Here is a 23,220-nt window from a genome sequence, read left to right as displayed (position 1 = left end):
TTTATCTATGTTAAAGGCCAACACGCCCTTGATTTTGATGGAGTATAAAATGGCAGATTATAAAACATGGCTTAACGAGCTCACCACGTGGTTAAAAGATGTAAAAGATCACGAAGTAAAAGATGCAATGACCCGATTTGTTGAATCTGAGCAAGCACTTAAAAACCTAGGCAAAGAAAAATACGGACTCTATAAAAGTTATTTGCAGCGTGACATAGAACACGTTCAAGAAAACGAATCGCACTATAATTCGCTTGCATGGCAAGAGCTTAAAGAATCGTTATGGTATGAACTCTCGCACATAGAAGACAAAACCCAGCTTGAATGGCAGTCTCTTAGTCAAGATTTTAAGCACAATGGGGTGTACCACGTTGGCGAATGGATAGCCATGGGCACATTAGTATGTAAGAATTGCACCCATAGTTTTGATATTTATCACGCTACACAAATTACACCGTGCATTGAATGTGATGGTATTTATTTTAGCCGTAAGGCATTACAACCCTAAATATATGTATTAAGTGGCTTGTAGGCCACTTAATACGCCCAAAGCCAGCGAGTATGTTGGTACAAAAAGAAGTTAGAATGACGAAAAAACTGCTGCCATTATCTGTTTCACAGCTCGCTCCGAGCATTTCTACTAATCACGTTAGCACGTGTATGAGCAATCCATACCCAGAGCAACTTACCTTTATAGGGCAACAACGTGCCCAAAGTGCCCTCGACTTTTCATTAGGAATGGATTTACCAGGTTACAATGTGTATGTAATGGGTGAGGCCGCCCATGGCCGATTTACACTCGTAAAAGACAAGCTTAAACAACACGCAAAAGATCGCCCCACACCTAACGAGTGGTTGTATGTTAATAATTACGACGACCACCGCGAGCCAATTGCGCTATTTATGCAAGCAGGGCAAAGCAAGCAATTAAGTGACGATATCGACTCATTTTTAGATGAAGTACTCGACACCTTTCCGGCAGCTTTTGATAACCCAGCTTACCAACGCAAAAAAAAGTCAATCGAGAGCGAATTTAACGACGCTTACGACAGCGCTATTACCGCAGTAGAAGAAATGGCGCTTGAGCAAAGCGTAGCGCTAATAGAAGAGAAAAACGCCGTGGGTTTTGCGCCTTTAGTTGAAGGCAGACAGTTAAGCGATAACGAATTTGCCGCCCTAGATGAAGAGCTTCGCGATGAGTTTTTTGAAAAAATAGAAAAACTAGAAGATGCCTTAATTGAAGCGCTAATTGAGCTGCCACGCTGGAAACGCGAATCAAAAGAAAAACAGCGTAACCTTAAAAAAGCCACAGCCGAGCAAGCAACTAAGCCGCTATTAAAAGATTTAGAGCATAAATACGCTGCACATATTGGTGTTCTGCGCTACTTAAAAGACATTCGCGTAGAAATAATTGACGCAGTACTTGAATGGCTAGACGACGAAGATGAAAGCGAAGAAAGCAAAGAAGACTTTGATCGTAAAGGCATGCTTACCGACTTTTTTGCGCCTAACATTTTAGTTGAATTTAAAGAAGACGATGCCGCACCTGTGGTGTATGAGCCAAACCCAACCTTTGGCAATATATTTGGCAAAATTGAGTATTCAACATCGCAAGGCTCGCTTATAACAAGTTATCGCTCTATACAGCCAGGTGCATTGCACCGTGCAAATGGCGGTTATTTAATTATGGATGCCGAAAAAGTAATGGCTAACCCGCAAGTGTGGGATGGTTTAAAGCTGTCGCTTAAAACGCACCAAATTAAAAACGATTTACCGTACCAAGACAGCTCAGTTGGCAGCAGTTTTACACTGCGCCCGCAATTAATTCCGCTTGATGTAAAAATTATTTTATTAGGCTCGCGAGATTTGTATTACACCATAGGTGAGTACGATGAAGAATTTGCAGAGCTTTTTAGAGTACTTGCCGACTTTGATTACTATTTACCTAGTAGCGATAAACTTCAGTACCAATTTATTACTAAAGTGAGTGAGTACTGTCAGCAAACGTTAAAGTGCACAACCACAGAGGCCGCCATGGTGCGGTTACTTAAATTTAGCTACCGCCAAGCAGAGCACCATAATAAATTATCGGCGCGTTTTGCCGATGTACTTGAATTGGTAGCTGAGGCCAGCTTTTACGCCAAGCAAGATAAGCAAATACTAATTGATGCGCATCATATTGATGAAGCCATTGAAGGTAAGCAGTACCGCACCGGCCAAATAAGCGAAAACATGCTAAGCGATATAAAAGAAGGCCACACGCTTATTGCCACACAAGGCCAAGCCATTGGTAAAGTTAACGGCTTAACAGTGCTGCACATTGGCGATACGTCGTTTGGTACACCCGCACGTATTACCGCTACCGTATACGCTGGCGCCGATGGTGTAATAGATGTAGAACGCGAAGCCGAGCTAGGTAAAGCAATTCACTCAAAAGGTGTAATGCTACTTACCGGTTATTTAGGTAACAAATACGCCCAGCACTTTAGCTTAACGCTAAGTGCTAACATAGCTATAGAGCAAAGCTACGGTTATATAGATGGCGATAGCGCCTCACTTGCTGAGTTATGTGCGCTTATTTCGGCTATTACCAGTTTACCAATTAGCCAGTCTATAGCCCTTACAGGCTCTATTAACCAACACGGTGATGTGCAAGCCATTGGTGGTGTAAACGAAAAAATAGAAGGCTTTTTTAAGCTGTGTAAAATGCGCGGCTTAACAGGCGAGCAAGGCGTTATTATTCCTAAATCAAACCAAGTTAACTTAGTACTTGATGATGAAATACTTGAAGCGGTTGAGCGTGGTAAATTTAATATTTACGCAGTAGAAACGGTAGACCAAGCACTTAACTTATTAATGGATATTGATGCAGGCGATATTATTGAAGGGCAATACCCAGAGGATTCTGTCAACGGTATTGCTTTGGCACGCTTAAAAGACATAGCCGACATAGTTAATGGCGATAGCGAAGAAGATAAAGAAGCCGATGAAGATGAGGACAAACACTAAATGATCAATATAATTTTAGCGGTGATCATCGCTATATTTTGTTTTTTAATTTTTCAAAATAGTAAAAAAGCAAAGCAACAAGCTGGCATTAACGCGCAAATTGAAGCCGACTACCTTGTCGCTAACGCAAAAGTAGAGGGCGTAATAGAAACCGCTTCAAGCCTACAGTACAAAGTGCTGCACAAAGGTGAAAGCGAAAATACACCTAACCCTACTAGTAAAGTAAACGTGCATTACCATGGCACGTTAATAGATGGCACCGTATTTGACAGCTCAGTAGAGCGTAAAACGCCAATAAGCTTTGGTTTAAATCAAGTTATTAAAGGCTGGACCGAAGGCTTACAACTTATGAGCCCAGGTGATAAATACATATTTTATGTACCGCATCAACTCGCCTACGGTGAAAAGCGAGTAGGGAGCATACCCCCTGCATCACTGCTTATTTTTGAAGTAGAATTATTAGCAATAGAATCGTAAGTTTTTAGTAATAAACTACTAAAGCCTCACTTTAATAAAGTGGGGCTTTTTGCTATTGGCTAACAATAAAATTTACTCAAGGATTTTATTAATAGGTCGATACCTATAATAGTGACACACTATTTTAGGGATAAAGTAATGAATATTTCACCGTCTCCCATTTCCTATAAAGTACTTAGTAATAACTCTCAGCCTCTAAAGCAGCCAGATAAACAACTTACCGAGCAAGAGAGTGAGGAAGAACCAAACTATGTGTTATCAAAGTTTTTAGATACTAAAGCACAAAAATACAGCGAAGATAACGCAACGTTTGGCAACCAGTATAAAAGCTTAGAAAAAGTATATAAACATTTCACAGGTCAAATTGTTGCATTACAAGAGCAAATTAATAAACTTAAGCAAAGCCCAGTTCAGCGAAGTTTATCAGTAAATAGTAGCGCCTATGAGCTAAATAAAAGTGATGCAAATTCAGCTTTAGATGCTGATCACCTAGGTGCAAAAAAATATAAAAATACACAACAGCAAGATCAAATAGATAGGCTTGAACTACAACTCGTGGAATTAAAATCAGAGCAAGCGGCCATAAAGCAGCAAATGATTGAGCTGGTTATTAGTGAAATTAAAAGGCGTGGCGATAGCTATAGAATTTAACAACTTAGGGCTTATAAGTTAGCTTTTAAACTCGATTTTGCTTACCTCAAGTTTGAATTCACCCTCTTGTTTACCTGCAATTAAAAAGCCTAGTTGTTTAATGTCATTAAAATTAATAGTTGGTTGTTGTTCAAGCACGCGGCCACGAAAAGTTAACGTAAAATCACGTTGAGTAAAGTGAATATCCATCCATTCGTTTTTAGTTGTGTTAAATGAGTGCATATAGGCTGGCCCATCAAGGTAGTCGGATGTTCTAAGTCTTAGCTGATAGGTTTTGCCATCCCCTTTAACCCGCAGCGCTATAGCGCTAGCATTTTGACCTTGGGTGTCAAGTTCGGTACGTATTGATGCGAAACCGCCGTTGTTTTCAAGCGATACATTCCCTTTAAATATTAAACTTGTAGCAGTTTGGCTCACTTGGCTATTAGATACACCGCCCATTACGGAGTCGTTTACTACATACCAATTTAAACTGGCATTCGCATTTGCCGTTAAAAATAACGCATTAAATACAAAAAGTGATGAGAGCTGTTTCATGGATATGGCTTATTATGAGTAACGTTAAGCTGTTTATACGGCGCAACAGATTATTTGTTCACTTAGTTGTAAACTTTATGGTGTAAGCAGCATGTTATGCCCCAAAATGGGCAGTCAATACTCAAACGAGTAGAGAGGTTATTACAGTAGTTAAAATTGGCAGCTTATAGCTGCCAGTTTTGATAAGCAGTAATAGTTAAGTTTATACTTTTTTAGCTATCCACATACCGCTCAGTACGGCTGCAAAGAATAACCAATACTCCATTTTTAGTGAGGTAAGTTGTACTAAGCCCGGACCTGGGCATATTCCGCTTAATCCCCAGCCCAAGCCAAACAAAACAGAGCCAGTTATTAGCCGAGGACTAACGTTTTTAACGTCACTTAATGTAAAAGCTTCACCAAGTAGTGGTTTATCTTTTTTAGCTACCCAAAACCACGCAAGCATCATTATTCCCATAGCAACAGCCATCACAATAATTAAACTGCCATCCCATTGATTTTGAAAATTTAAAAAATTAAGTACTTTGTCGGGGTTGGTCATACCACTAATAATGAGCCCTAAACCAAACATAAACCCTAAAACAACATGAATTAATGCAGTCATTTTTACCCCACCAAGTTTGCTGTAATTATAGCCACGGCCATAAATATACATGTTGAAACCCACGAGCGGGTAGAAAAACGCGACATACCACATACGCCATGGCCGCTTGTACAGCCATTGGCGAGCGAGGTACCCATACCAACAAGTAGCCCAGCTACAACAATAAGCACAGGAGATAAGCTCAGCTCACCTTCTAATAAAGACGGCGCAAATATTCGCACCGCAATACCGGCCAATAATAGCCCTACAATAAAATATAATTTCCAGCGCGACTCAGTCGTGTGTTTGTTAAACACAGATTTAACAAGGCCAGATATGCCAGCTATTTTCCCATATAGAATAAGTAATAGTGCACACACTATTCCTATTAAAGCACCACCTATCGCTGCGGCTATTGGTGTAAACTCGGTAACCATTTAAATTCTCCAAACAACAGACATACCTCAGCCTGATTGCTCCATTTCATTGATATTTATTGATTTGGTGCAAAGTAATTAGCACCCGATACCTTTTTAGCTGGCGGTTAATATCACCGCTTTTAATTAGGCCTATTACATAGACTCAAGTGTTTTACCACGGGTTTCTGTAATGTATTTAGCCACAAAAAATATGCTAATAAGTGCCGATAACGCATAAAAGCCGTACGCACCTGCCAGGCCAATGTTAGCCAGCATAATAGGAAAGGTCATGGTAATGGCAAAGTTAGCAACCCACTGAGCGCTTGCTGCAACAGCAAGCGCTGCACCGCGAATACGGTTATTAAACATCTCGCCTAATAACACCCATACAACAGGGCCCCAACTTAAGCCAAAAAATACTACAAATAAGTTAGCCATTATAAGCGCAAGCGTACCCATGTTATCGCTAAGAGCAAGTTTGCCTGCTTCATCAAGACCTGCGCTGCCAAATATATAAGTAAGCGCGCTTAAGCTGATAAACATACCAATACTGCCTACTAATAGCAGTGGTTTACGGCCAATTTTGTCAATAAGGGCAATAGCTATAAAGGTCGATACAATATTAGTCGTACCTGCTAATACATTTATAAATAACGATTGCGACTCGTCAAACCCAGCGGCTTGCCAAAGCTCAGAGCCGTAATAAAATACCACGTTAATACCTACAAATTGCTGAAACACACTCAGCGCAACACCTGCCCATACAATCGGGTGTACTTTTTTACTGCCATCAATAAATAAATCACGAATACTCGGCTTTTTATCGCTATGTAAAGAGCTTTTAACATCGCTTATTTGCGCATCAACGTTGTCGTTCGAAATTTTACTAAATACCGTTTTTGCATCGGCTACTTTACCTTGCGCCACTAAATAACGAGGCGACTCAGGAATAAACAACACACCCACTAAAAACAGTATTGCAGGCACCAGCTCAGCCCAAAACATCCAGCGCCAAGCGGCTATATCAAGCATTAAAATATTTTGCGCGCTACCAGCAGCATCAGCAATTAAATAGTTACTTAAAAACGCAGCAAATAAACCTAATACAATAGCGAGTTGCTGTAGTGTAGCTAAACGACCACGAAGGGCAGGTGGCGCAACCTCTGCAATATAAGCTGGCGCCAATACCGATGCAGCACCAATACCTAAACCACCAAATAAGCGGTAAAAAATAAACTCGGCCGAGCTTTCGCTTATGCCTGAGCCAAACGCGCTAATAGCAAAAATAATCGCGGTGATGATCATAATTGCACGGCGGCCAAACTTATCAGCCAGCGGCCCCGCTGCAAGTGCCCCCACGGCGCACCCTAATAATACCGAGGCTACATTAAAGCCTGTAGCCACACTGCTTGAATTAAAAGCATTACCGAGTGCCGACACCGTGCCGTTAATAACGCCCGAGTCAAAACCAAATAAAAAGCCACCAATAGCAGCCACGGCAGAGATAAAAATTACGTAAAAAAGAGAGCATGTGCCCAATGTGTGCGCCGAGCTATTACTGCTCGGCGAAAGAGGTGATGTCATAATTGTGTGTCCTGATTTTTATTATTGTGTATTTTACTATATTGAGGCGTGTGGTGCTGCGTATTTTAAACGAATTTTATCGGGGCTAACTCTTTCATAATCAATATTAAAGTTGTTATTTAAAACTTCTAACAATCCTTTAATGTCACCTGTTTTAAACATGCCCGCCACTTGCACTTTTTTTAGGCGCTCATCTTCTGAGAGTTCAAAGTCTATATCTGTATAACGGCTAATTTCAGCCATAGCTTCAGCTAGTGACTCACCTCTAAAAATTAAACTACCTTTGCGCCACGATAAACTTGCAGCTACCTCTACTGGGTCTACTTTTACAGCGGCTTTAGCAATTTTACCTTTAAAGCTTAAATCAAGTTTTTCTCCCTTTGATACTGAAGTTGAGCTATTTGATAAATAGTGACCTTGTTTATTGGTTCCACTTTGGGAGAGGTTTGGTAACTGCTTAGTACGTTGCTCTGCAACAAGTACTTTGCCGTCGGTTACAATGAGCTCTATTTGTTTTTTCCCAACTTCTACATTAAATGCAGTACCAACAGCTTGAATAACTTTATCACCGGCGATTACACTTAAAGGGCGCGTTTTATCGTGAGCTACATCTATATGAATTTCGCCACGCAGTAAATTTATTACGCGAGAGTGTTGGGTATACCTCACTTGAACAAAGCTATTTGTGTTTAAGGTGATTTTACTTTGATCAGGAAGCAGTATGTCCTTACTTTCACCTACGTCGGTTTGAAAATTAAGCTTTTTAGCAACTACTGCTGATTGATTTACTGGGTAAAAAAATGAAAAGTTAAATGCTTCTTGAAAAAAGCTAAGTGCAACAGCTAATAAAATAGAAGCAGCTGTTGCACCTAACCACACAGGGAGTCGCTTTTGTTTTACCGGTGTTTGTGGGAATAGATCTGACAAACGACTGAGGTCGTCCATTTTGTCCCACAGTTGTGCTACTTCTAGTAACACCTCTACATTTTTATAAGATTGCGCTAACCATTGCTGCAGCGCATGCTCCTCGGGCTTATTCAAACCACGGTCAAGTTTAGCTAGCCACTCGCTTGCCTTATCAAGGCGCGCATCGTCGCTCGTGTTTCGCTCGTTTATATGATGAACATTACTCATGTCTACCTCCTGCATTTAACTGCGAAGAAGTACTCTTATTTCCATAAACACTATTTGTAGATTGACGCATAAACTGCGTACAACGTTTCATGCCTGTTGCTATATGTTTTTCCACGGTACTTTCACTAAGGTTTAATTGAGCAGCAATCTCTCGCTGCGAATAACCATACACTTTTTTTAATACAAACACTTTACGGCACTGCACGGGTAAAAGCCGTATGGCTTCACAAAAATTTGAAAACTCACTATCGGTTAGTGCTTTTTCATACATTTCGTCTTGCTGGTGTTCCGCTAAGATTTGCTCTAACGCTTCCATGTTGTCGATGCCATCGACTAGGCGTATATTGGCTTGCTTTTGGTAATCGAGCGCTAAATTTCGCGCCGTCTTATAAATAAAAGATTTTGGTGAAGTTATATTTTCAGTGTTTTTAATCTGACAAATTCGCACATAGGTTTCTTGCACTATATCTTCAATTTCATGTGGCGGCACTATACGTGCAACTACATTTGAGAGACTTTTGCGCGAGGCCAAATAGACCTTATAAAAAAGTGTGTTTTTCGTCATTTAGTTTGTGTCTCGTGTGTGTTTACGGCAATTATTGTTATTGTTTTGCCAATACAAACTAAGACGAATGGTAAGAAAAAATCCGCTATTAAATTTAAAAAATAAATCAGCTTTTTATTTTTTAAATTTAATGTTCACTAACCGCACAGGGTATAAAGCTTGTAATGTAAAGGCGAAGTGTACTACAGTTTTTGCCATTATAAATACCCTGCTTGGTACTTAGTATTTACGTTTAAAACTTTAACCTTTTAATTAATAAGTAAAAAAATACAATGTGGGCTGTATGTTTTTTGTAATAAAAATACAGTTAAAAGCGCAAAAAATAAAAACAATAAAGGCATAAAAAAATTTAGCATGGCTAGTCAAAAAAATAATTTATTTAAAAAAAATAAAAAATATTTATGGAGGAAAATAAAAAGTCACTCGTCTTTGTTCTGTGTATGGCCAAAAACTATACGCAAGGAGTATTTACATTTGCCTTTTTGTTTACCGCTTTATGTGCTGGTTTTTAGCTTGTTCACCACCGAGGTAAAAGCGAGCGCTGTAAACGATAAAGCAGTGTTTAATATTCCGAGACAAAGGGCCGATTTATCGCTAATAAATTTTGCCGAGCAAGCCGATATTACTTTGCTTTTTCCGCTGGATAAAATTCAGCAGTTACAAACAAATACTATTGCTGGCGAGTATTCAATAATAAACGCGTTACAGATTTTACTCGATGGCACAGGGTTGCAACCGCATGTTAGCGAAGATGGGCAAATATCTATTTTAATAGACCCAAGTTTCGAGAGAACTGACAACATGGCTAACTATAAAAAAAATGGCGTGTCGAGTGCTGTACTAGCTGTACTAAGCACAATGGCAACGCTTCCTGCAGCAGCAGAGACAGCAGCACAAGAACCAGAAATAATTGAAGTACGCGGAATTAGAGGCTCGCTTGGCCGAGCTATGGATGCCAAAAGAGAAGCGGGTGGCGTGGTCGACTCCATTTCAGCAGAAGACATTGGTAAATTTCCTGACACAAATTTAGCTGAGTCTTTACAGCGTATTACCGGGGTTTCAATAGACCGTTCAGGCGGCGAAGGACAGCTCATTACGGTACGTGGTTTTGGCCCGCAGTTTAATACAGTCTTGGTAAACGGACGCCAAATGGCATCTGAAAATCAAAGCCGTGCGTTTAGCTTTGATACCATTGCATCCGAGCTGGTTAAAAGCTTAGATGTATTTAAAACCTCAACGGCCACTATGCAATCTGGTGGTATTGGTTCAACAGTAAATGTAAATACAGCGCGACCATTTGCAATTAGCGGTTTTAAAGTTGCGGGCAGTGTTAAAGGTATTTACGATGAAAATAGTGAAGAAACTACCCCCGAGATTTCTGGCTTAATTAGCAATACGTTTAATGATGACACACTGGGTGTGTTGTTTGCAGTTTCTCGACAGGAGCGCGAAACACGCTTAAACCAGGCCCAGGTAGACGGTTGGTTAGAAAACGTGGGCGTCCCAAACCCGCAAACTCAAAGCGGGCAAACATATACCGGTAATATTTTTTCGCCGCGTAACTACGATCATAAAGTCACTACAGAAACACGTACACGCACTAATGCAAATTTAGTTATACAGTATGCACCTTCAGATGATTTAGTAATAACAGCTGATGGGCTTTATTCTGATTTTGATGTTGAAGCAGACACCACGTCTTATGGGCATTGGTTTACGGCGCCAAACCTAGAAGGCTTTGGCGGCGCTGCAGGGCCAACTGTAGACGAAAATGGCACAGTGGTTGATTTATATCAAGAGGTAGGCCTTGCTACCGATATGCACGCTAAAAAGTTTGACCGCTTAACAAGCTCTAGCGCACTAGGCTTAAACTTTGATTGGCATGTAAACGATAACTTAAATATGAAGTTTGATTTGAGCCATTCAAAAGCCGAGCGTGAGGCTAATAACGGCGGTGGCGATCAGTTATCGTTGATTGGCTATGCTAACCGAGTTCGATTTGAATTGGATGGCGGTATTTTACCTTATGCGAGTGAGTTTGCCTCTGCTAACCCTAACATTTATAGCGGCCAGCAAGAGCTTGACGGTGTTGCTTATAATCCTGCGGTTACACCTGATGGCGTATCAAATCATTTAGATACTGCCAACAGCCGAGCACATGTAATGCTACGCCGTGGTTGGGCTGTAGAAGATACTGTGGATCAGTTTCGTTGGGATAGCATTTGGCATAACGATGGTACTTCAGGCCTAGTTTCGGTCAAATTTGGTGCTATGTATTCAACTGAAACTAAAAACCTTGATCGTTGGGATAACGAAGGTGTTGGTATTCACTGTACTTTTTGTGGTTACCCAGATGACCCAAGTATGGATGGCTTAGCGCAATTTGTATTTGACGCAGGAGATGACTTTTTATCTGATGTAAGCGGCAGCGGTCGTATGCCAACGTCATGGCTTGCACACGATGGCGAGGCAAATTTTGCGTACCTTGAACAAATAGCTGCGGCGAATGGTCAGCCTATTAGTTTTGATGCAGTTAAACGTAATAAGTCGTTTGAGATAACTGAAGATACTTTCTCGTTTTATACAGAATTTGATTTTGAAGCTGAACTTGCAGGCATGCCTTTATACGCAACAGCCGGCTTTAGATACGAAAGCACCGATGTAGAAGTAAAAGGCACAGACGAGCCGGTGAGCGCGTTAACCATTCTAGATAAAACGGAAATGCTTGCTAACTTTGGCGCCGTAGAAAATATTTCAGCAAGTTCAGATTACGAAGCGATTTTACCTAACTTTAGTGTAAAGCTTGAAATAAGCGATGAGCTAATAGCACGTGCTGCTGTATCGCAAACAATTACACGGCCAACACTCGATAGTATGTCGCCTGTAACAGTAATTGAAACAACTCGCCAAGGCGGCAATTTAACATCAAGCTCTGGTAACCCTGCGCTTGAGCCATTTACCTCTGATAATTTAGATTTATCATTAGAGTGGTATTACGCTGATGCTAGTTATTTATCTGCGGGTTATTTTAGAAAAAATGTTGCTAACTTCATTATTAATACGACCGAAGATTTAACCTTTGAGTTGTCTGATGGCGGATTATTAACTGACCCCTCTACAGGTAACGATGTAGATAACCCTGACGCTGCTGACTCAACGGCTGTATTTACTAATACATTACCAAATAATAGCGAATCAGCGATTGTTGATGGATGGGAAATAGCCTTACAACACAGTTTTGATAGTGGGTTTGGTTTTATGGTTAATGCAACGTTTGTAGACAGCGATGCAGAGCTAGACCCTGCAGATATAACTCAAGTATTTGCATTAACAGGCTTAAGCGACTCTTATAATGTGGTTGGTTTCTATGAAAATGGCCCATTTCAAGCGCGTTTAGCCTATAACTGGCGCGATAGTTTTGTACAGTCACTAACGCAGCTAAATGGTGATGGCGTGACAATTGTGGAAGATTACGCACAACTTGATGCTAGTGGCAGCTATGACATTACCGAAAATGTATCGGTATTTTTTGAAGGTATTAACTTAACCGAAGAATACGTACACAAGCGTGGTCGTTTTTCTAACCAATTACTATTGGTTGAAGATAGCGGGCGACGTTTTGCGTTAGGTGTTCGCGGTAGTTTTTAACTTTAATTAATAAAGTGGCTTTTACATTTAGTAAAGGCCACTTTTTAACTATGCCTTTTAGGTAACAAGTATGAACCAGCAAGATAAAGAAATAAAAAAAGTGGTTGTCGTTGGTGGAGGTATCGCGGGTTGGCTAACAGCCGGCCGATTAGCGGCGCACCATAAAAGTAATGCCCCTGATGGTCTTAATGTTGTACTCGTTGAATCTCCTAATGTACCAATTATAGGTGTTGGCGAAGGCACTTGGCCTACCATGCGCAGTACTTTAATAGCGCTTGGCATTAGCGAAACCGACTTTATACGTGAGTGCGAAGCAAGTTTTAAGCAAGGTGCAAAATTCGCCAAGTGGGTGGATGGCAGCAATGATGATTTTTATTATCACCCATTAGTTTTGCCGCAGGGCTTTTCAAAAACAGATATGGCTGGCCATTGGTTAAATAACACCGCTGAGTCAGCATCTTTTTCAAATGCAGTGTGTTACCAAGAAGCTATTTGTGAACAAGGGCTTGCTCCTAAAACAATTCGCACCCCAGAATACGCAGCTATAGCCAATTATGCCTACCATTTAGACTCTGCAAAATTTGCCGTTTTTTTACAAAAGCATTGTACTCAACAGCTTGGCGTTAAACATATTTTAGCCGATGTGACGCAAGTTAATAGCACTAAAAATGGCGATATTGCAAGCGTTACCACAAAGCAACAAGGTGAAATTAGCGGTGATTTATTTGTTGATTGCACCGGCTTTTCTTCATTGTTATTAGGCGAGCATTATAAGGTTCCTTTTATGCCTTGCGATGACGTGCTATTTATTGATACCGCCTTAGCAGTGCAAGTCCCTTATGATAATGAAGATGAGAGTATTGCATCTCACACAATTTCAACAGCGCAAGAAGCGGGTTGGATATGGGATATAGGGTTACAGCATCGCCGTGGTGTAGGTTACGTGTATTCGAGTAAATACAGTAGCGAAGCTCAAGCACGAGAAAAGCTTAAAGCGTATGTAGGCGATAAAATAGAGTCGTTAACAGTTAGAAAAATTCCTATTAAAAGTGGCCATCGCTCACACTTTTGGCAAAATAACTGTGTTGCAGTTGGGCTTTCGGCTGGCTTTTTAGAGCCATTAGAAGCTTCTGCATTGGTATTAGTAGAAATGTCAGCACAGATGATCAGCGAACAGCTCCCCCAGACCCGAGATATTATGGATATTACCGCCAAACGCTTTAACGAGACGTTTATCTATAGGTGGGAAAAAATAATCGACTTTTTAAAACTGCATTATATTTTGTCAGACCGTGACGATAACGCATTTTGGCGCGATAACAGAGACCCAAAAACGATTCCTCAAAGCTTACAAGATCTAATGAAGTTATGGCAATACCGCGCTCCTGCTGATCACGACTTTACAAGTAATAATGAGGTGTTTCCAGCGGCGAGTTATCAATATGTTTTATACGGTATGGGCTTTAAAAGTGATTACAGCACAACTGCCTGTATGCTTAAAGACACTGTTTTCGCTAAAAGTCAGTTTGATAAAAATAAGAGCATGATAAACCAAGCAGTCACAAACTTACCTAGTAATCGAGAGCTGCTTAATAAAATTAAGCACCATGGTTTTAGTGCTATTTAGCTTAAAAATTTACGCATAAAAACAATAAAGAGACACGCATGGAAAATTTAGTCGCATTAGAGCAAAGTGCTCATCAGCATATAAAAATAGACACACAAAAAGCACAATCACACGCTAAAAACCTTAATATGATCCCCGTTGTTATGGCAGAGCTTAGCCAAATTGCAGTTCAGCAGCCTATAGTTTTTGCAAAAAACTCAGAAACAGGCGAGTTTACACTCAATGCTTTATTAGGCTTTGAGCAACATGAGAACTTGTTTTATCAGCAATCGCAGTGGCAGGGCGTATATTTGCCGCTTCAGTTACAGCGTCAGCCATTTTTTGTTGGTGATACTCATGCGCAGCAAACGCAATACCCTGTGTGTATTAATTTGAATAGCCCTGCAGTAGTTGATAACTCTGCGCAAAGAGAAAATAATTTAGAACCAATTTATACCCAAAGCGCTGAAGAAAGTGGCTATTTAAAACAAATAAAGCAGTGTTTAGGGCATTTATTACAAGGCGAAATAGATAATAAAAAGCTAATTGATACCTTGTTAAAATATGAACTACTACAGCGATTATCGCTTGAAGTAACGTTTGAAAATAACATAAAAACAAAGTTAAACGGCCTATACACTATTAATCAAGAAAAACTCGCACAACTTAATAGTGAGCAAATTACGCTTTTACATCAAAGTGCTTTATTACCTGCTATTTATACAATAATAACCTCACTTGGCCAGGTATACCCATTAATAGAGCGTAAAAATGCGGTGCTTAATTTAGCCAATGATTGATTTTACACTTAACAAAAATATGGTGTTACACATACACACTGTAGGGGAAGAAAAAACCCCAATTATTGTTATTGATGATTTTGTAAATAATGTAGATGCACTTATTAATTTTGCTGTATTTTCTCAAAATGCGAGGGAAACATTTTGCACACAAGAAAGTGACTTTTACCCGGGAGTAAGAAAAGCAGCACCGCTTAGTTATATAGAGCAGTTAAAAGCACTGGCGCCAATTATTAATTCACACTTTGATATGGCAGATAAAAGCGAGTTTGATGTAATACTTTCTGCCTTTTCAATTGCATGTACTGAGCCTGATGAACTCAGGCCAATACAGATGATTCCCCATTTTGACACACCCAATATGACCCAACTCGCTATGGTGCATTTTTTATGTGATGAAACACATGGGGGTACTTCTTTTTATAAACATAAAGCCCTAGGGTATGAACGCATAACAAAAGAGCGACTCATGCCTTATAGGCAAGCTATAAAGCAACAAGCCTTGGCGCAAAAGCTTCATAAAAACCCACATTACATAAATGGCAGCACAGTTTTGTTTGAGCAAATTTTCAGTGTAGAGGCAAAGCTAAATCGAGTTGTTATATATCCAAGCAACTTATTGCATTCCGGTAATATAAATGCGGCTAACGGTTATGCCTGCGATCCAATTAATGGGCGTTTAACTATAAGTAGTTTTGCTGTTTTACGTTAGTTTTTTTAACCGCTAAAGTTATTAGCACGCGCAATTTATAGCGCAGTTGAGCTTATTCAATTAAAGTGACTACTTAGTTTTTTGAGTATTAATTTTTTTGGAGGCTAGATGGATGCTAGAGCTTGTTGCTACTGAAGACTTAAAGGCTGCCGCACACTTTACGTTTAACAATATGAAACCCTATTACGAAATGTATGCGGTAGATTGGGATGTAGAAGACGTTTATCAAGCAACCAAAAGCCTCAAAAATTTTGATATTTTGTGTAAGGGTGAACACATAGGTGTTGTGCGTTTATCGTATGAAGAAGGGCGTTGCCAACTTCGCGACATTCAAATTGCAGCTACTTATCAAAACAAAGGTTATGGTGCTCATGTTATTGCAAAAGTAGTTGATATGGCTCGTCAACAAAGTGTCAAATTCATAGACCTCAAAGTATTTCAGCGTAGCCCTGCATTTAAATTATATAGCCGCATCGGGTTTGCAGTCGATAGAAAAGACGATCGTTTTTATTACATGAGTTTGCAAGTCTAATAGCAACTGTATTACCAATCCTTAAAACAGATCACTTAATTAAGCGGATTGGTATCAAAGAGGCGCAAAGCACTTAGTTTTCGCGATTCTTTAGCTAACTTTAGTAAAGTGCGATTACCCTATGCTGGCATTAGTTTTAAGGAGAGTGAGGTGTACTTAATTGCCGTCATCGACAATTTGCTATGTGGTCTGCCAAAAATTTAAAGCACATTTAGGCCTGCAGTTTTGGCTTTTTTCAATTTGGGGGCTTTTTGATTTACATAATAACGATTAGTTACCGTCAATAAGTGGCAAAGTTTATTAAAGGTAACTAACCATTAGCGTTAACATATTCCCCAGTTTTCCCTCACACCTCAAAGTGATTAAAGTAATCTTTTTGCAATTCTATAGTGAGTGCTTTAGGGCGGATACCTTGTACTAGGTTGTATACCTCTTCTTTTGTGTAACCTGCCGAATTTAAAATAAGTGCAGCCATCAACCCTGTGCGACCAGTGCCGCCTTTACAATGTATGGCAATGGTTTGTTTGTGTTGTATGGCTTGTAATATGTCGGTTTTGTGGGTGTTCCAGCTTGATGTAAAAGGCTGTTTTGGTGCTTCGTCGTCATTTATAGGTAAATGAAACCATGTTATACCGTGCTTTTTGCACTCACTATTAATGCTTTCTACGTTGTTTTTTTCAAGCTCCTTTTGCGGCATAAGCGATAGCAGCATGTGAGTGCCAGCCGCCTTTAATGTAGCAATTGAATCCGCTAGGTTTTGTGTTTTTTTACTGGGGCCTGCTTATCTTTCGAGGTTAATTTTGCAGCAGTATGTTTGGTATTTAGGCAAGGCAGATCTTATGTAGTGTGGTTGTTCCCCATTAATAGGCGATAACGCAGTATAAATGGCAAACATGCGCTGCCCGAAGGGTTCTGCCTAGGGGGATTGACTCTTTGTTGCCAACATGGATGTTGGTAAGGGGCGTGAGCAGGACGCGGAAGCATTGCTCGGCTTTTACTTATTCTTACATGGATGTAAGTCATTAGAATAACGCAGGAGCAGTTATCGAGCCCACTAGGTTACAAGCCTCGCGCCGCGATTAAATCCCCCCTAGATTGAACAAATTTAATCCTGAAAGGTCAGCAGGCCCTGAGCAAGGCGTAAAAATAATATTTGCGCCGTTATTGAGTGATAAAACATCGTACGGGTGCGCGCTCATGGTAAGTCCTTTATTTTTAATAAATTTACTTTTATAAGCCCACTATAGCGTGTTTTAGTTACAAGTTTAAGATTGAATAATAAGCATAAATGCTAGATACTGTTTTTATATACAGTTGTGGCGATGTTATGAAAAAAGAATTACCAGCAAAATACTATTTAGCGCATTTTAGAGAGCTTATTGAGTTTGTAACAAGTAAATGTATGCATTTACTTGAGCCCAAGCACAGCCAATTTATTAGTAAAATTAACCAACTAGATGAGCAAAGCCAATGCATGTTGGCGCGTGTGTATTCGCGCAAGCCTTATTTAGTGCAGGCGCAATCGCTTAATTACGAAGAAATAACCTCGCCGCATCAGGCTATTTATACCCTAAAAACAGCGGGCATTTTATATGAACCAAACGCGCAGCATTACACGCTTCTTATAGCGCATTTAACCAAGCCCATGCTGGTGGAGTTACTAAGTAATTACAGTGAGCAAGTAAGCTTTAAAAAAAGCGCAGCTAAAGGGGAGTTAGTTAGTATAGCGTGCCAATTTTTTAGTGAGCGCGCAGATGATCTTACCCCTTTATATAGCCAGTATGTCATTAATAACCGTGAAGATTATTACGAGTATTTTGAGTTTTTATTTGCAGGGCGCTTGAGTAGTGGTGATGTAAACCATCAAAACCGCTTTGTTATGCGCGATTTAGGGTTAACCGCTACCCGCGAAGGGCACAGCGAGAGCTTGTCGCGCTTTAATACACTCGCTGAGGCGCAATCTAATTATGTTTTAAACCGTTACCGTTTAGCGTTTAAAAACATTGGCAAAACAGCCGGTAATACAGAAGCTGAAACCTTGGATAACAAAACACCTTACACCGAGCTTGCGCATTTAGTTTTAGCGCAACCGGCAAACGGTGCACAAGCGCACGATATTAAAAACAAGCTGCTGGTTAGGCTGTATAAACAACTTAAAAATACCGATAGCGAACTTGCCTTTAGCCTACTAGAAGGCTGCACCGATTACGCCGAAGCCCAAGAAATTCAAATAAGAGAGCAATACCGCTTAGGTAATAAAGAGTGGGTAAAAGCGCAACTAGAGCAAATAATAGAAAACCCGCTCAGCGACGATTTACTGTACTTTGCTGATGACTTTTTAATGCGTAAATTTAATAAACAAATGCGTTCGCGCTTAAGCACTATGCTAGCCGATACCCAATGTGTGCTGGAAATTGACGAAATTTACCGAGGCGATGTAGAGCAAGGCGTAAATGAGCATTACACCGCAAAAGGGTTAACGGTTTTTAATACCGAAAACACCTTATGGCAAAGCTTATTTGGTTTAGTATTTTGGCACGAGTTATTTATAGAGTCGCCATACCCGCCGTGTAATGAATTTGATATTTACCCGCAAGTTTTGCAGCTTGGTAATTTTTATGAAGCACAAAGTACGCAAATTAACGCACGTTTAAAAAGTTGTAGCACTAATCAGGCGCTGCTTAATTTGGTATGTAAACATGCCGCGCAATACTTTGAGCAGCCCAATGGGTTATTTAGGTGGCGCAGCAATTTATTAGAGCCACTAGAGGCGCTTATTTTAAACAGCCCGCTTGAAGCGTTAATTGCGCATTTAACGGCCATGAGCAAACATTATTTACAGCTAAAAGATGGCTACCCCGATTTAATGGTCATTGATAATGGCCAGGTCCATTTAGAAGAGGTAAAAGCCCCGGGCGATAAGCTTAGGCGCAACCAATTAACCACTATTGATAATTTAAAAAATGTAGGCTTTACGGTACATATTGCTGCAGTTAAATGGTTTGTAGACCCTAACCGTGTTTACAGCGTGGTTGATATAGAAACCACCGGCGGCTTAAAAGGGGGTAACCGCATTACCGAAATTGGTATAGTTAAAGTACAGCACGGTAAAGTAATTGATACCTGGACGACACTAGTTAACCCGCAGCGCCATATACCCGGCTTTATTACTAAGCTAACCGGCATAAGCGATGGCATGGTTTACAACGCACCTGTATTTGCAGAAATTGCACAGCCACTACTAGATAAACTCGCAGGCAGTATTTTTGTAGCCCATAACGTAAACTTTGATTACGGCTTTATTAAAAAAGAGTGCGAGGTTGCAGGGCACTTTTTTAAAATGCCAAAAATGTGCACCGTGGTTGAATCGCGCAAAGCATTTAAAGGGTTAAAGTCGTATTCGCTAGGTAACCTTAGCGCGCATTTTAATTTGAATTTAACCAGCCATCACCGCGCATTGGCCGATGCTACCGCCACTGCCGAGCTGTTATTGCTGATCCAAAACAGTGAAACGCACACGCAGTAAACGAGTAACTTATATTTAAGAATATGAAAACTAAGTAATTAATTAACGTTACTACAAATTTTTATTTGTTTTTGGAATAAAGGGTTTTTGTAAATCGTCTTCTTTATGTCAATCCGACAAACTAGAGGACAAAACAATGACTAAATTAAATAAAATTGTAAGCGTAATGATGTTAAGCGGTGTGTGTACTTTTACAGGTGCAGTGCACGCCGCTGATATTGAAATATCTCAGTCAACGTCGGCGCAGCAACAAACAGCTACATCTATTACGCTTTCACAAAACGGTTTAACAGCCAGTGGTAGCAATAACACAACCGTATCTAACGATACACAAGTAACGGCTGATGATTCGCAAAACACAGATTCAACGGCGAATAACACGCAAACTCCAACGCAAGAAAGCAGCGAGGCCGTAGAGCCTGCAAATTCATTAGTTGCATCTGTAAGCGGATCTTTAAATAATGCATTAAATGCATCGGCCTCATCTTTAAATACAACAGGCAATACCACAGTCAATACAGCGCTTGATACAACAGCGCAGTTAACCTCATCGGCGGGTAACTTAACAGCCGCTGCGAGCCAGTCGTCATTACTTTCTGTTACCTCTGAACAAGCTGCACGGGAAGGCACTACCGATACACCAACCGATGCCTCGTTACTTTCAAATGTGAGTAGCGCTACCGATTCAGTTACACAAGCTGATGCAACAAATGCGCTTAATGCGGGTGAGCTTACAAACCAATTAGCAATTACTAATACAGCTGCTAACTCAGTGAGTTCTGCACTGCAAGTGGGTGATGCAATTAATACCAGTAATGAAGTAGTAAGCAGTGTTCAGCAATCTTTAATTGCCAGTGTGCAAGACAGTACGGTTAGTAGTTTACAAAGCACGGTACAGCAAAGTGTTAGCGGGCAGGTGAGTACGGCGGTCACTGATCAAATTAGTAACGATGTAGCACTTAGTACCGCAAGTGAAGTAGTAACCAACATTACTAACGATTTAGACCTAGGCCTTTAATACGCCAAGTATTTGCACAAATGCCGAATGGGGAAACCTATTCGGCCTGTTGGAGAATAAATATGAAAGCAGTTATAACCGCCACATTGTGTGTTTTTAGTGCCCAAGCGGTGCTTGCACAAACCAACCACGTTAAAACAGCTGAGCAAACTAAACCGTTTAAAAGCAGTCTTGAGGTAAATGCAGATGCAGAAGTTGGGGTATTAAGTAACTCGGCGCTCTCTGTTCAGGAGCTTGACGATATTTCGTCGCAAAGCGACAGCGGCATAAAAACCGCAGCCGGTGTTAATGCAAAATGGCAATTAACCAAAGGCGCTAAATTAACTTCAAGCTATAAGTTTGAACAGCAAGACTACGATGAGTTTGAACAATACGATTTAGGCCTGCATCAATATGGTTTAGATGGCAGCTATAGCTTTAATAACCATGAGCTAGGGGTTCGTTACGATGGTGCAAAAGCAAATGTAGATGGCGAACCATTTTTACATTTTAATCAAACTAGTGCTTATTATGGCCATTTTTTAAACCCGCATACGTATTTGCGTATGAGCATAAAAACCAAAGCTAAACGTTTTACTACTGCAAAAGCACGTAATGCCGACGGCGTAGGTGGCGATGTAGCGCTTTATCATTTTATAAATAATGGCCAAACCATGTTAATGGCAGCGCTAAGTGCCGATAAAGAAAACGCCGACGACAACCAATACGACTTTAACGGCTACGGTTTTACTACTAAAGTTACGCACAAATTTACGGCCTTTAATGTGGCTAACAAAGTGGGAGTTGGCTGGCGTTATCAAAATAAAGATTACGATGAGCAAACAACGGATGATTTATTTGAGCAAATACCGTCGCGAGATGAGCACCGAAATGTCGTTAATGCGTTTTATAACCTAGCTGTGTTTGAGCACGTAACACTCATAGCCGAGGCTGAATATGGCGATTATCAATCAAAGCTTAGTAGCAATACCTATACGCAATCGGTTTTATCGGCGTCAGTTAAAGTGCACTTTTAGGTGGATAAATAGCGCCATAACCAAAGGTGGTGTCTTTGCCTTGCTCGCCTAAATCTTTGGCAAGCGATGTAAGCTCGTTAAGTGCTTTGGTTTTATTATTACCATGTTTTAACAATAAACAACTTAATGCCGCGCTTACATGCGGCGCCGCCATTGAAGTACCCGACTCCCTTCCAAATTCCCCATTGCCTTGGCTTGTAACAACATTTACACCAAAGGCTGTAAAGTCTATGTAATCGCCTTTATTTGACCATCTATAAATTTGGTTTTGTGAATCAATAGCACTTACCGCTATCACGCTTTTATACGCACCTGGGTATAACGGCTGCGACGCCGGCCCTTGGTTACCTGCAGCAGCTACAATTAACACGTTTTGCTTTATTGCAGCAGTAATACTTGCTTCTAAAATTGCGTTATTTGGCCCGGTTAGGCTCATATTTATTACGGGTATTTTATTACTAACTAGCCAGTTAAGTGCTTCTACTATGGCAAATAATGTAGCCCCTTGTGCATATTCAGATTGCCTATAAAACACCTCGGCACTGTAAAGCTTGGCATTGCCTAAAAGCGGACTAAGTTTTGCGCCTTTACCTGTAATTAGCCCTGCAATGGCGGTGCCGTGTAAATTTGGCGAGCTTAACCCTTGTGGTAAAAAGCTTTGCGTAGTGATATTTGCACTTTCAAAAGCACTGTGTTTGGTATTAATGGCGCTGTCGATCATGCCAATTTTCACGCTTTGTGTGCAGTAAGGCGCAATAGGCTTATTTTGCGTTACTTTTGCGGTAGGCTCGCCTGTTTGCGCTTGGTAAATGTGGTTTCGGTCAAGTATTGCAGACTCATCTAAGTTAAGTGCTTTTAATAATTCACTTTTAGAATTAACACCTTGGGGGGCGTTAAAGCGCACTAAGCTTATATTAAGTGCGTTGTAATTTTTTACCGATACGATGGTTACATTTTGCTGTTTTAGGGTATTAAGTTGTTGGCTATTTGCCATTAATAACCATTGCCGCTCTATTGCTCTAAAGCCGTTTTCAAGCTCTACTTCAACAAATGCGGTGTTTTGGCTATTTATATTAATGTTAAGTACATTAGGTAAGCTGCTAATAGGCTCACTTATCTGCGCTTTTAGTTCATCAATCGAAACTTGTGGTACAGGCACTGGAAGCGGCAGGTGCTGTGCTCGCTCTATTGTTTGCTCTATACGCTGCTCTATTGGGTTTAGCTGCCCAAGCACCTGATCGACTCTTACTATATTGGCTGAGCTCGTTGCGCTAAATATGCAAAGGGAGGCGGCTATTATGTGTTTAACGCGTGTGTTTTTAATGTTCATAGTGGGTTACTTCTATTAAATTTACCATGCTGGTTAGTTAACGTTTAACACATAGAAATATTTCATTATTCAA

19 protein-coding genes and 1 pseudogene are annotated in these 23,220 nt (G+C 40.4%); 12 read left to right on the top strand and 8 right to left on the bottom strand.

What is annotated here, in order from left to right; translation table 11 throughout:
• Positions 1 to 49: 49 nt before the first annotated feature.
• The 4 genes from CWC16_RS11890 to CWC16_RS11875 all read left to right on the top strand — a co-directional run bounded on the left by CWC16_RS11890 (position 50) and on the right by CWC16_RS11875 (position 4,137).
• Positions 50 to 508: a zinc ribbon-containing protein gene (locus CWC16_RS11890; protein ID WP_138541685.1), complete on the top strand. Its 459-nt coding sequence runs from the start codon at positions 50 to 52 to the stop codon at positions 506 to 508.
• Positions 509 to 585: 77 nt separating this feature from the next.
• A complete protein-coding gene (locus tag CWC16_RS11885; RefSeq protein WP_249929242.1) occupies positions 586 to 3,009 on the top strand; it encodes a Lon protease family protein in 2,424 nt (807 codons plus the stop codon).
• Entirely contained in the window at positions 3,010 to 3,486 is a 477-nt protein-coding gene (gene bamJ, locus CWC16_RS11880; RefSeq protein ID WP_138541683.1) for a BamJ family beta-barrel-assembly machinery protein, read from the top strand.
• A 138-nt stretch (positions 3,487 to 3,624) separates the two neighbouring features.
• Positions 3,625 to 4,137 (top strand): hypothetical protein, encoded by a 513-nt coding sequence (locus tag CWC16_RS11875; RefSeq protein ID WP_138541682.1) that lies wholly within the window; start codon positions 3,625 to 3,627, stop codon positions 4,135 to 4,137.
• Positions 4,138 to 4,155: 18 nt separating this feature from the next.
• On the opposite strand, the gene CWC16_RS11870 is transcribed toward CWC16_RS11875, so the two are convergent.
• The 6 genes from CWC16_RS11870 to CWC16_RS11845 all read right to left on the bottom strand — a co-directional run bounded on the left by CWC16_RS11870 (position 4,156) and on the right by CWC16_RS11845 (position 8,959).
• Positions 4,156 to 4,680, bottom strand: a complete 525-nt coding sequence (locus CWC16_RS11870) for a CIA30 family protein (RefSeq protein WP_138541681.1) — start codon at positions 4,678 to 4,680, stop codon at positions 4,156 to 4,158.
• Between the two features lie 196 nt (positions 4,681 to 4,876).
• The gene (locus tag CWC16_RS11865; protein ID WP_138541680.1) at positions 4,877 to 5,278 is read right to left on the bottom strand and encodes a DUF6691 family protein; all 402 of its coding nucleotides are present in this window, start codon (positions 5,276 to 5,278) and stop codon (positions 4,877 to 4,879) included.
• Positions 5,279 to 5,280: 2 nt separating this feature from the next.
• Positions 5,281 to 5,694: a YeeE/YedE family protein gene (locus CWC16_RS11860; protein ID WP_138541679.1), complete on the bottom strand. Its 414-nt coding sequence runs from the start codon at positions 5,692 to 5,694 to the stop codon at positions 5,281 to 5,283.
• A 135-nt stretch (positions 5,695 to 5,829) separates the two neighbouring features.
• The gene (locus CWC16_RS11855; RefSeq protein ID WP_138541678.1) at positions 5,830 to 7,260 is read right to left on the bottom strand and encodes a sugar porter family MFS transporter; all 1,431 of its coding nucleotides are present in this window, start codon (positions 7,258 to 7,260) and stop codon (positions 5,830 to 5,832) included.
• A 36-nt stretch (positions 7,261 to 7,296) separates the two neighbouring features.
• Positions 7,297 to 8,394 (bottom strand): FecR family protein, encoded by a 1,098-nt coding sequence (locus CWC16_RS11850; RefSeq protein ID WP_138541677.1) that lies wholly within the window; start codon positions 8,392 to 8,394, stop codon positions 7,297 to 7,299.
• The gene (locus tag CWC16_RS11845) at positions 8,387 to 8,959 is read right to left on the bottom strand and encodes an RNA polymerase sigma factor (protein ID WP_171037653.1); all 573 of its coding nucleotides are present in this window, start codon (positions 8,957 to 8,959) and stop codon (positions 8,387 to 8,389) included. Before CWC16_RS11845 ends, CWC16_RS11850 begins: the two co-directional genes overlap by 8 nt.
• Before the next feature lie 354 nt (positions 8,960 to 9,313).
• Between CWC16_RS11845 and CWC16_RS11840 the strand changes: the two genes are divergently transcribed.
• The 5 genes from CWC16_RS11840 (at position 9,314) to CWC16_RS11820 (ending at position 16,257) form a co-directional block, all read left to right on the top strand.
• Complete coding sequence (locus CWC16_RS11840) at positions 9,314 to 12,607, top strand: TonB-dependent receptor (protein WP_171037652.1); 3,294 nt, start codon at positions 9,314 to 9,316, stop codon at positions 12,605 to 12,607.
• A gap of 70 nt (positions 12,608 to 12,677) precedes the next feature.
• Positions 12,678 to 14,234 (top strand): tryptophan halogenase family protein, encoded by a 1,557-nt coding sequence (locus tag CWC16_RS11835; RefSeq protein WP_138541676.1) that lies wholly within the window; start codon positions 12,678 to 12,680, stop codon positions 14,232 to 14,234.
• 38 nt (positions 14,235 to 14,272) lie between these two features.
• Positions 14,273 to 15,013, top strand: coding sequence for a SapC family protein (locus CWC16_RS11830; RefSeq protein ID WP_138541675.1), 741 nt, complete (start codon positions 14,273 to 14,275; stop codon positions 15,011 to 15,013).
• Complete coding sequence (locus CWC16_RS11825; RefSeq protein ID WP_138541674.1) at positions 15,006 to 15,725, top strand: DUF6445 family protein; 720 nt, start codon at positions 15,006 to 15,008, stop codon at positions 15,723 to 15,725. Before CWC16_RS11830 ends, CWC16_RS11825 begins: the two co-directional genes overlap by 8 nt.
• Positions 15,726 to 15,837: 112 nt before the next feature.
• Complete coding sequence (locus CWC16_RS11820; protein WP_138541673.1) at positions 15,838 to 16,257, top strand: GNAT family N-acetyltransferase; 420 nt, start codon at positions 15,838 to 15,840, stop codon at positions 16,255 to 16,257.
• 346 nt (positions 16,258 to 16,603) lie between these two features.
• On the opposite strand, the pseudogene CWC16_RS11815 reads toward CWC16_RS11820, so the two are convergent.
• Positions 16,604 to 17,032: pseudogene (locus tag CWC16_RS11815) on the bottom strand (phosphatase domain-containing putative toxin); the annotation flags it as partial.
• Positions 17,033 to 17,545: 513 nt separating this feature from the next.
• Here CWC16_RS11815 and CWC16_RS11805 point away from each other — a divergent pair.
• The 3 genes from CWC16_RS11805 to CWC16_RS11795 all read left to right on the top strand — a co-directional run bounded on the left by CWC16_RS11805 (position 17,546) and on the right by CWC16_RS11795 (position 21,817).
• A complete protein-coding gene (locus CWC16_RS11805) occupies positions 17,546 to 19,783 on the top strand; it encodes an exonuclease domain-containing protein (RefSeq protein WP_138541672.1) in 2,238 nt (745 codons plus the stop codon).
• Positions 19,784 to 19,919: 136 nt separating this feature from the next.
• Positions 19,920 to 20,801, top strand: a complete 882-nt coding sequence (locus tag CWC16_RS11800) for a hypothetical protein (RefSeq protein WP_138541671.1) — start codon at positions 19,920 to 19,922, stop codon at positions 20,799 to 20,801.
• A gap of 62 nt (positions 20,802 to 20,863) precedes the next feature.
• A complete protein-coding gene (locus tag CWC16_RS11795; RefSeq protein WP_138541670.1) occupies positions 20,864 to 21,817 on the top strand; it encodes a surface lipoprotein assembly modifier in 954 nt (317 codons plus the stop codon).
• Here the strand turns inward: CWC16_RS11795 and CWC16_RS11790 are convergent.
• Positions 21,801 to 23,147 carry a S8 family serine peptidase gene (locus CWC16_RS11790; RefSeq protein WP_138541669.1) on the bottom strand — a complete coding sequence of 449 codons (1,347 nt, stop codon included), beginning with the start codon at positions 23,145 to 23,147 and terminating at the stop codon, positions 21,801 to 21,803. The genes CWC16_RS11795 and CWC16_RS11790 overlap by 17 nt on opposite strands.
• Positions 23,148 to 23,220: the final 73 nt, after the last annotated feature.

The organism is Pseudoalteromonas sp. S3776, from assembly GCF_005886915.1.
In the GTDB taxonomy this organism is placed as follows: domain Bacteria; phylum Pseudomonadota; class Gammaproteobacteria; order Enterobacterales; family Alteromonadaceae; genus Pseudoalteromonas.
Note: the sequence above shows the minus strand (reverse complement) of the source record. Positions and strands in the feature narration are given on the sequence as shown.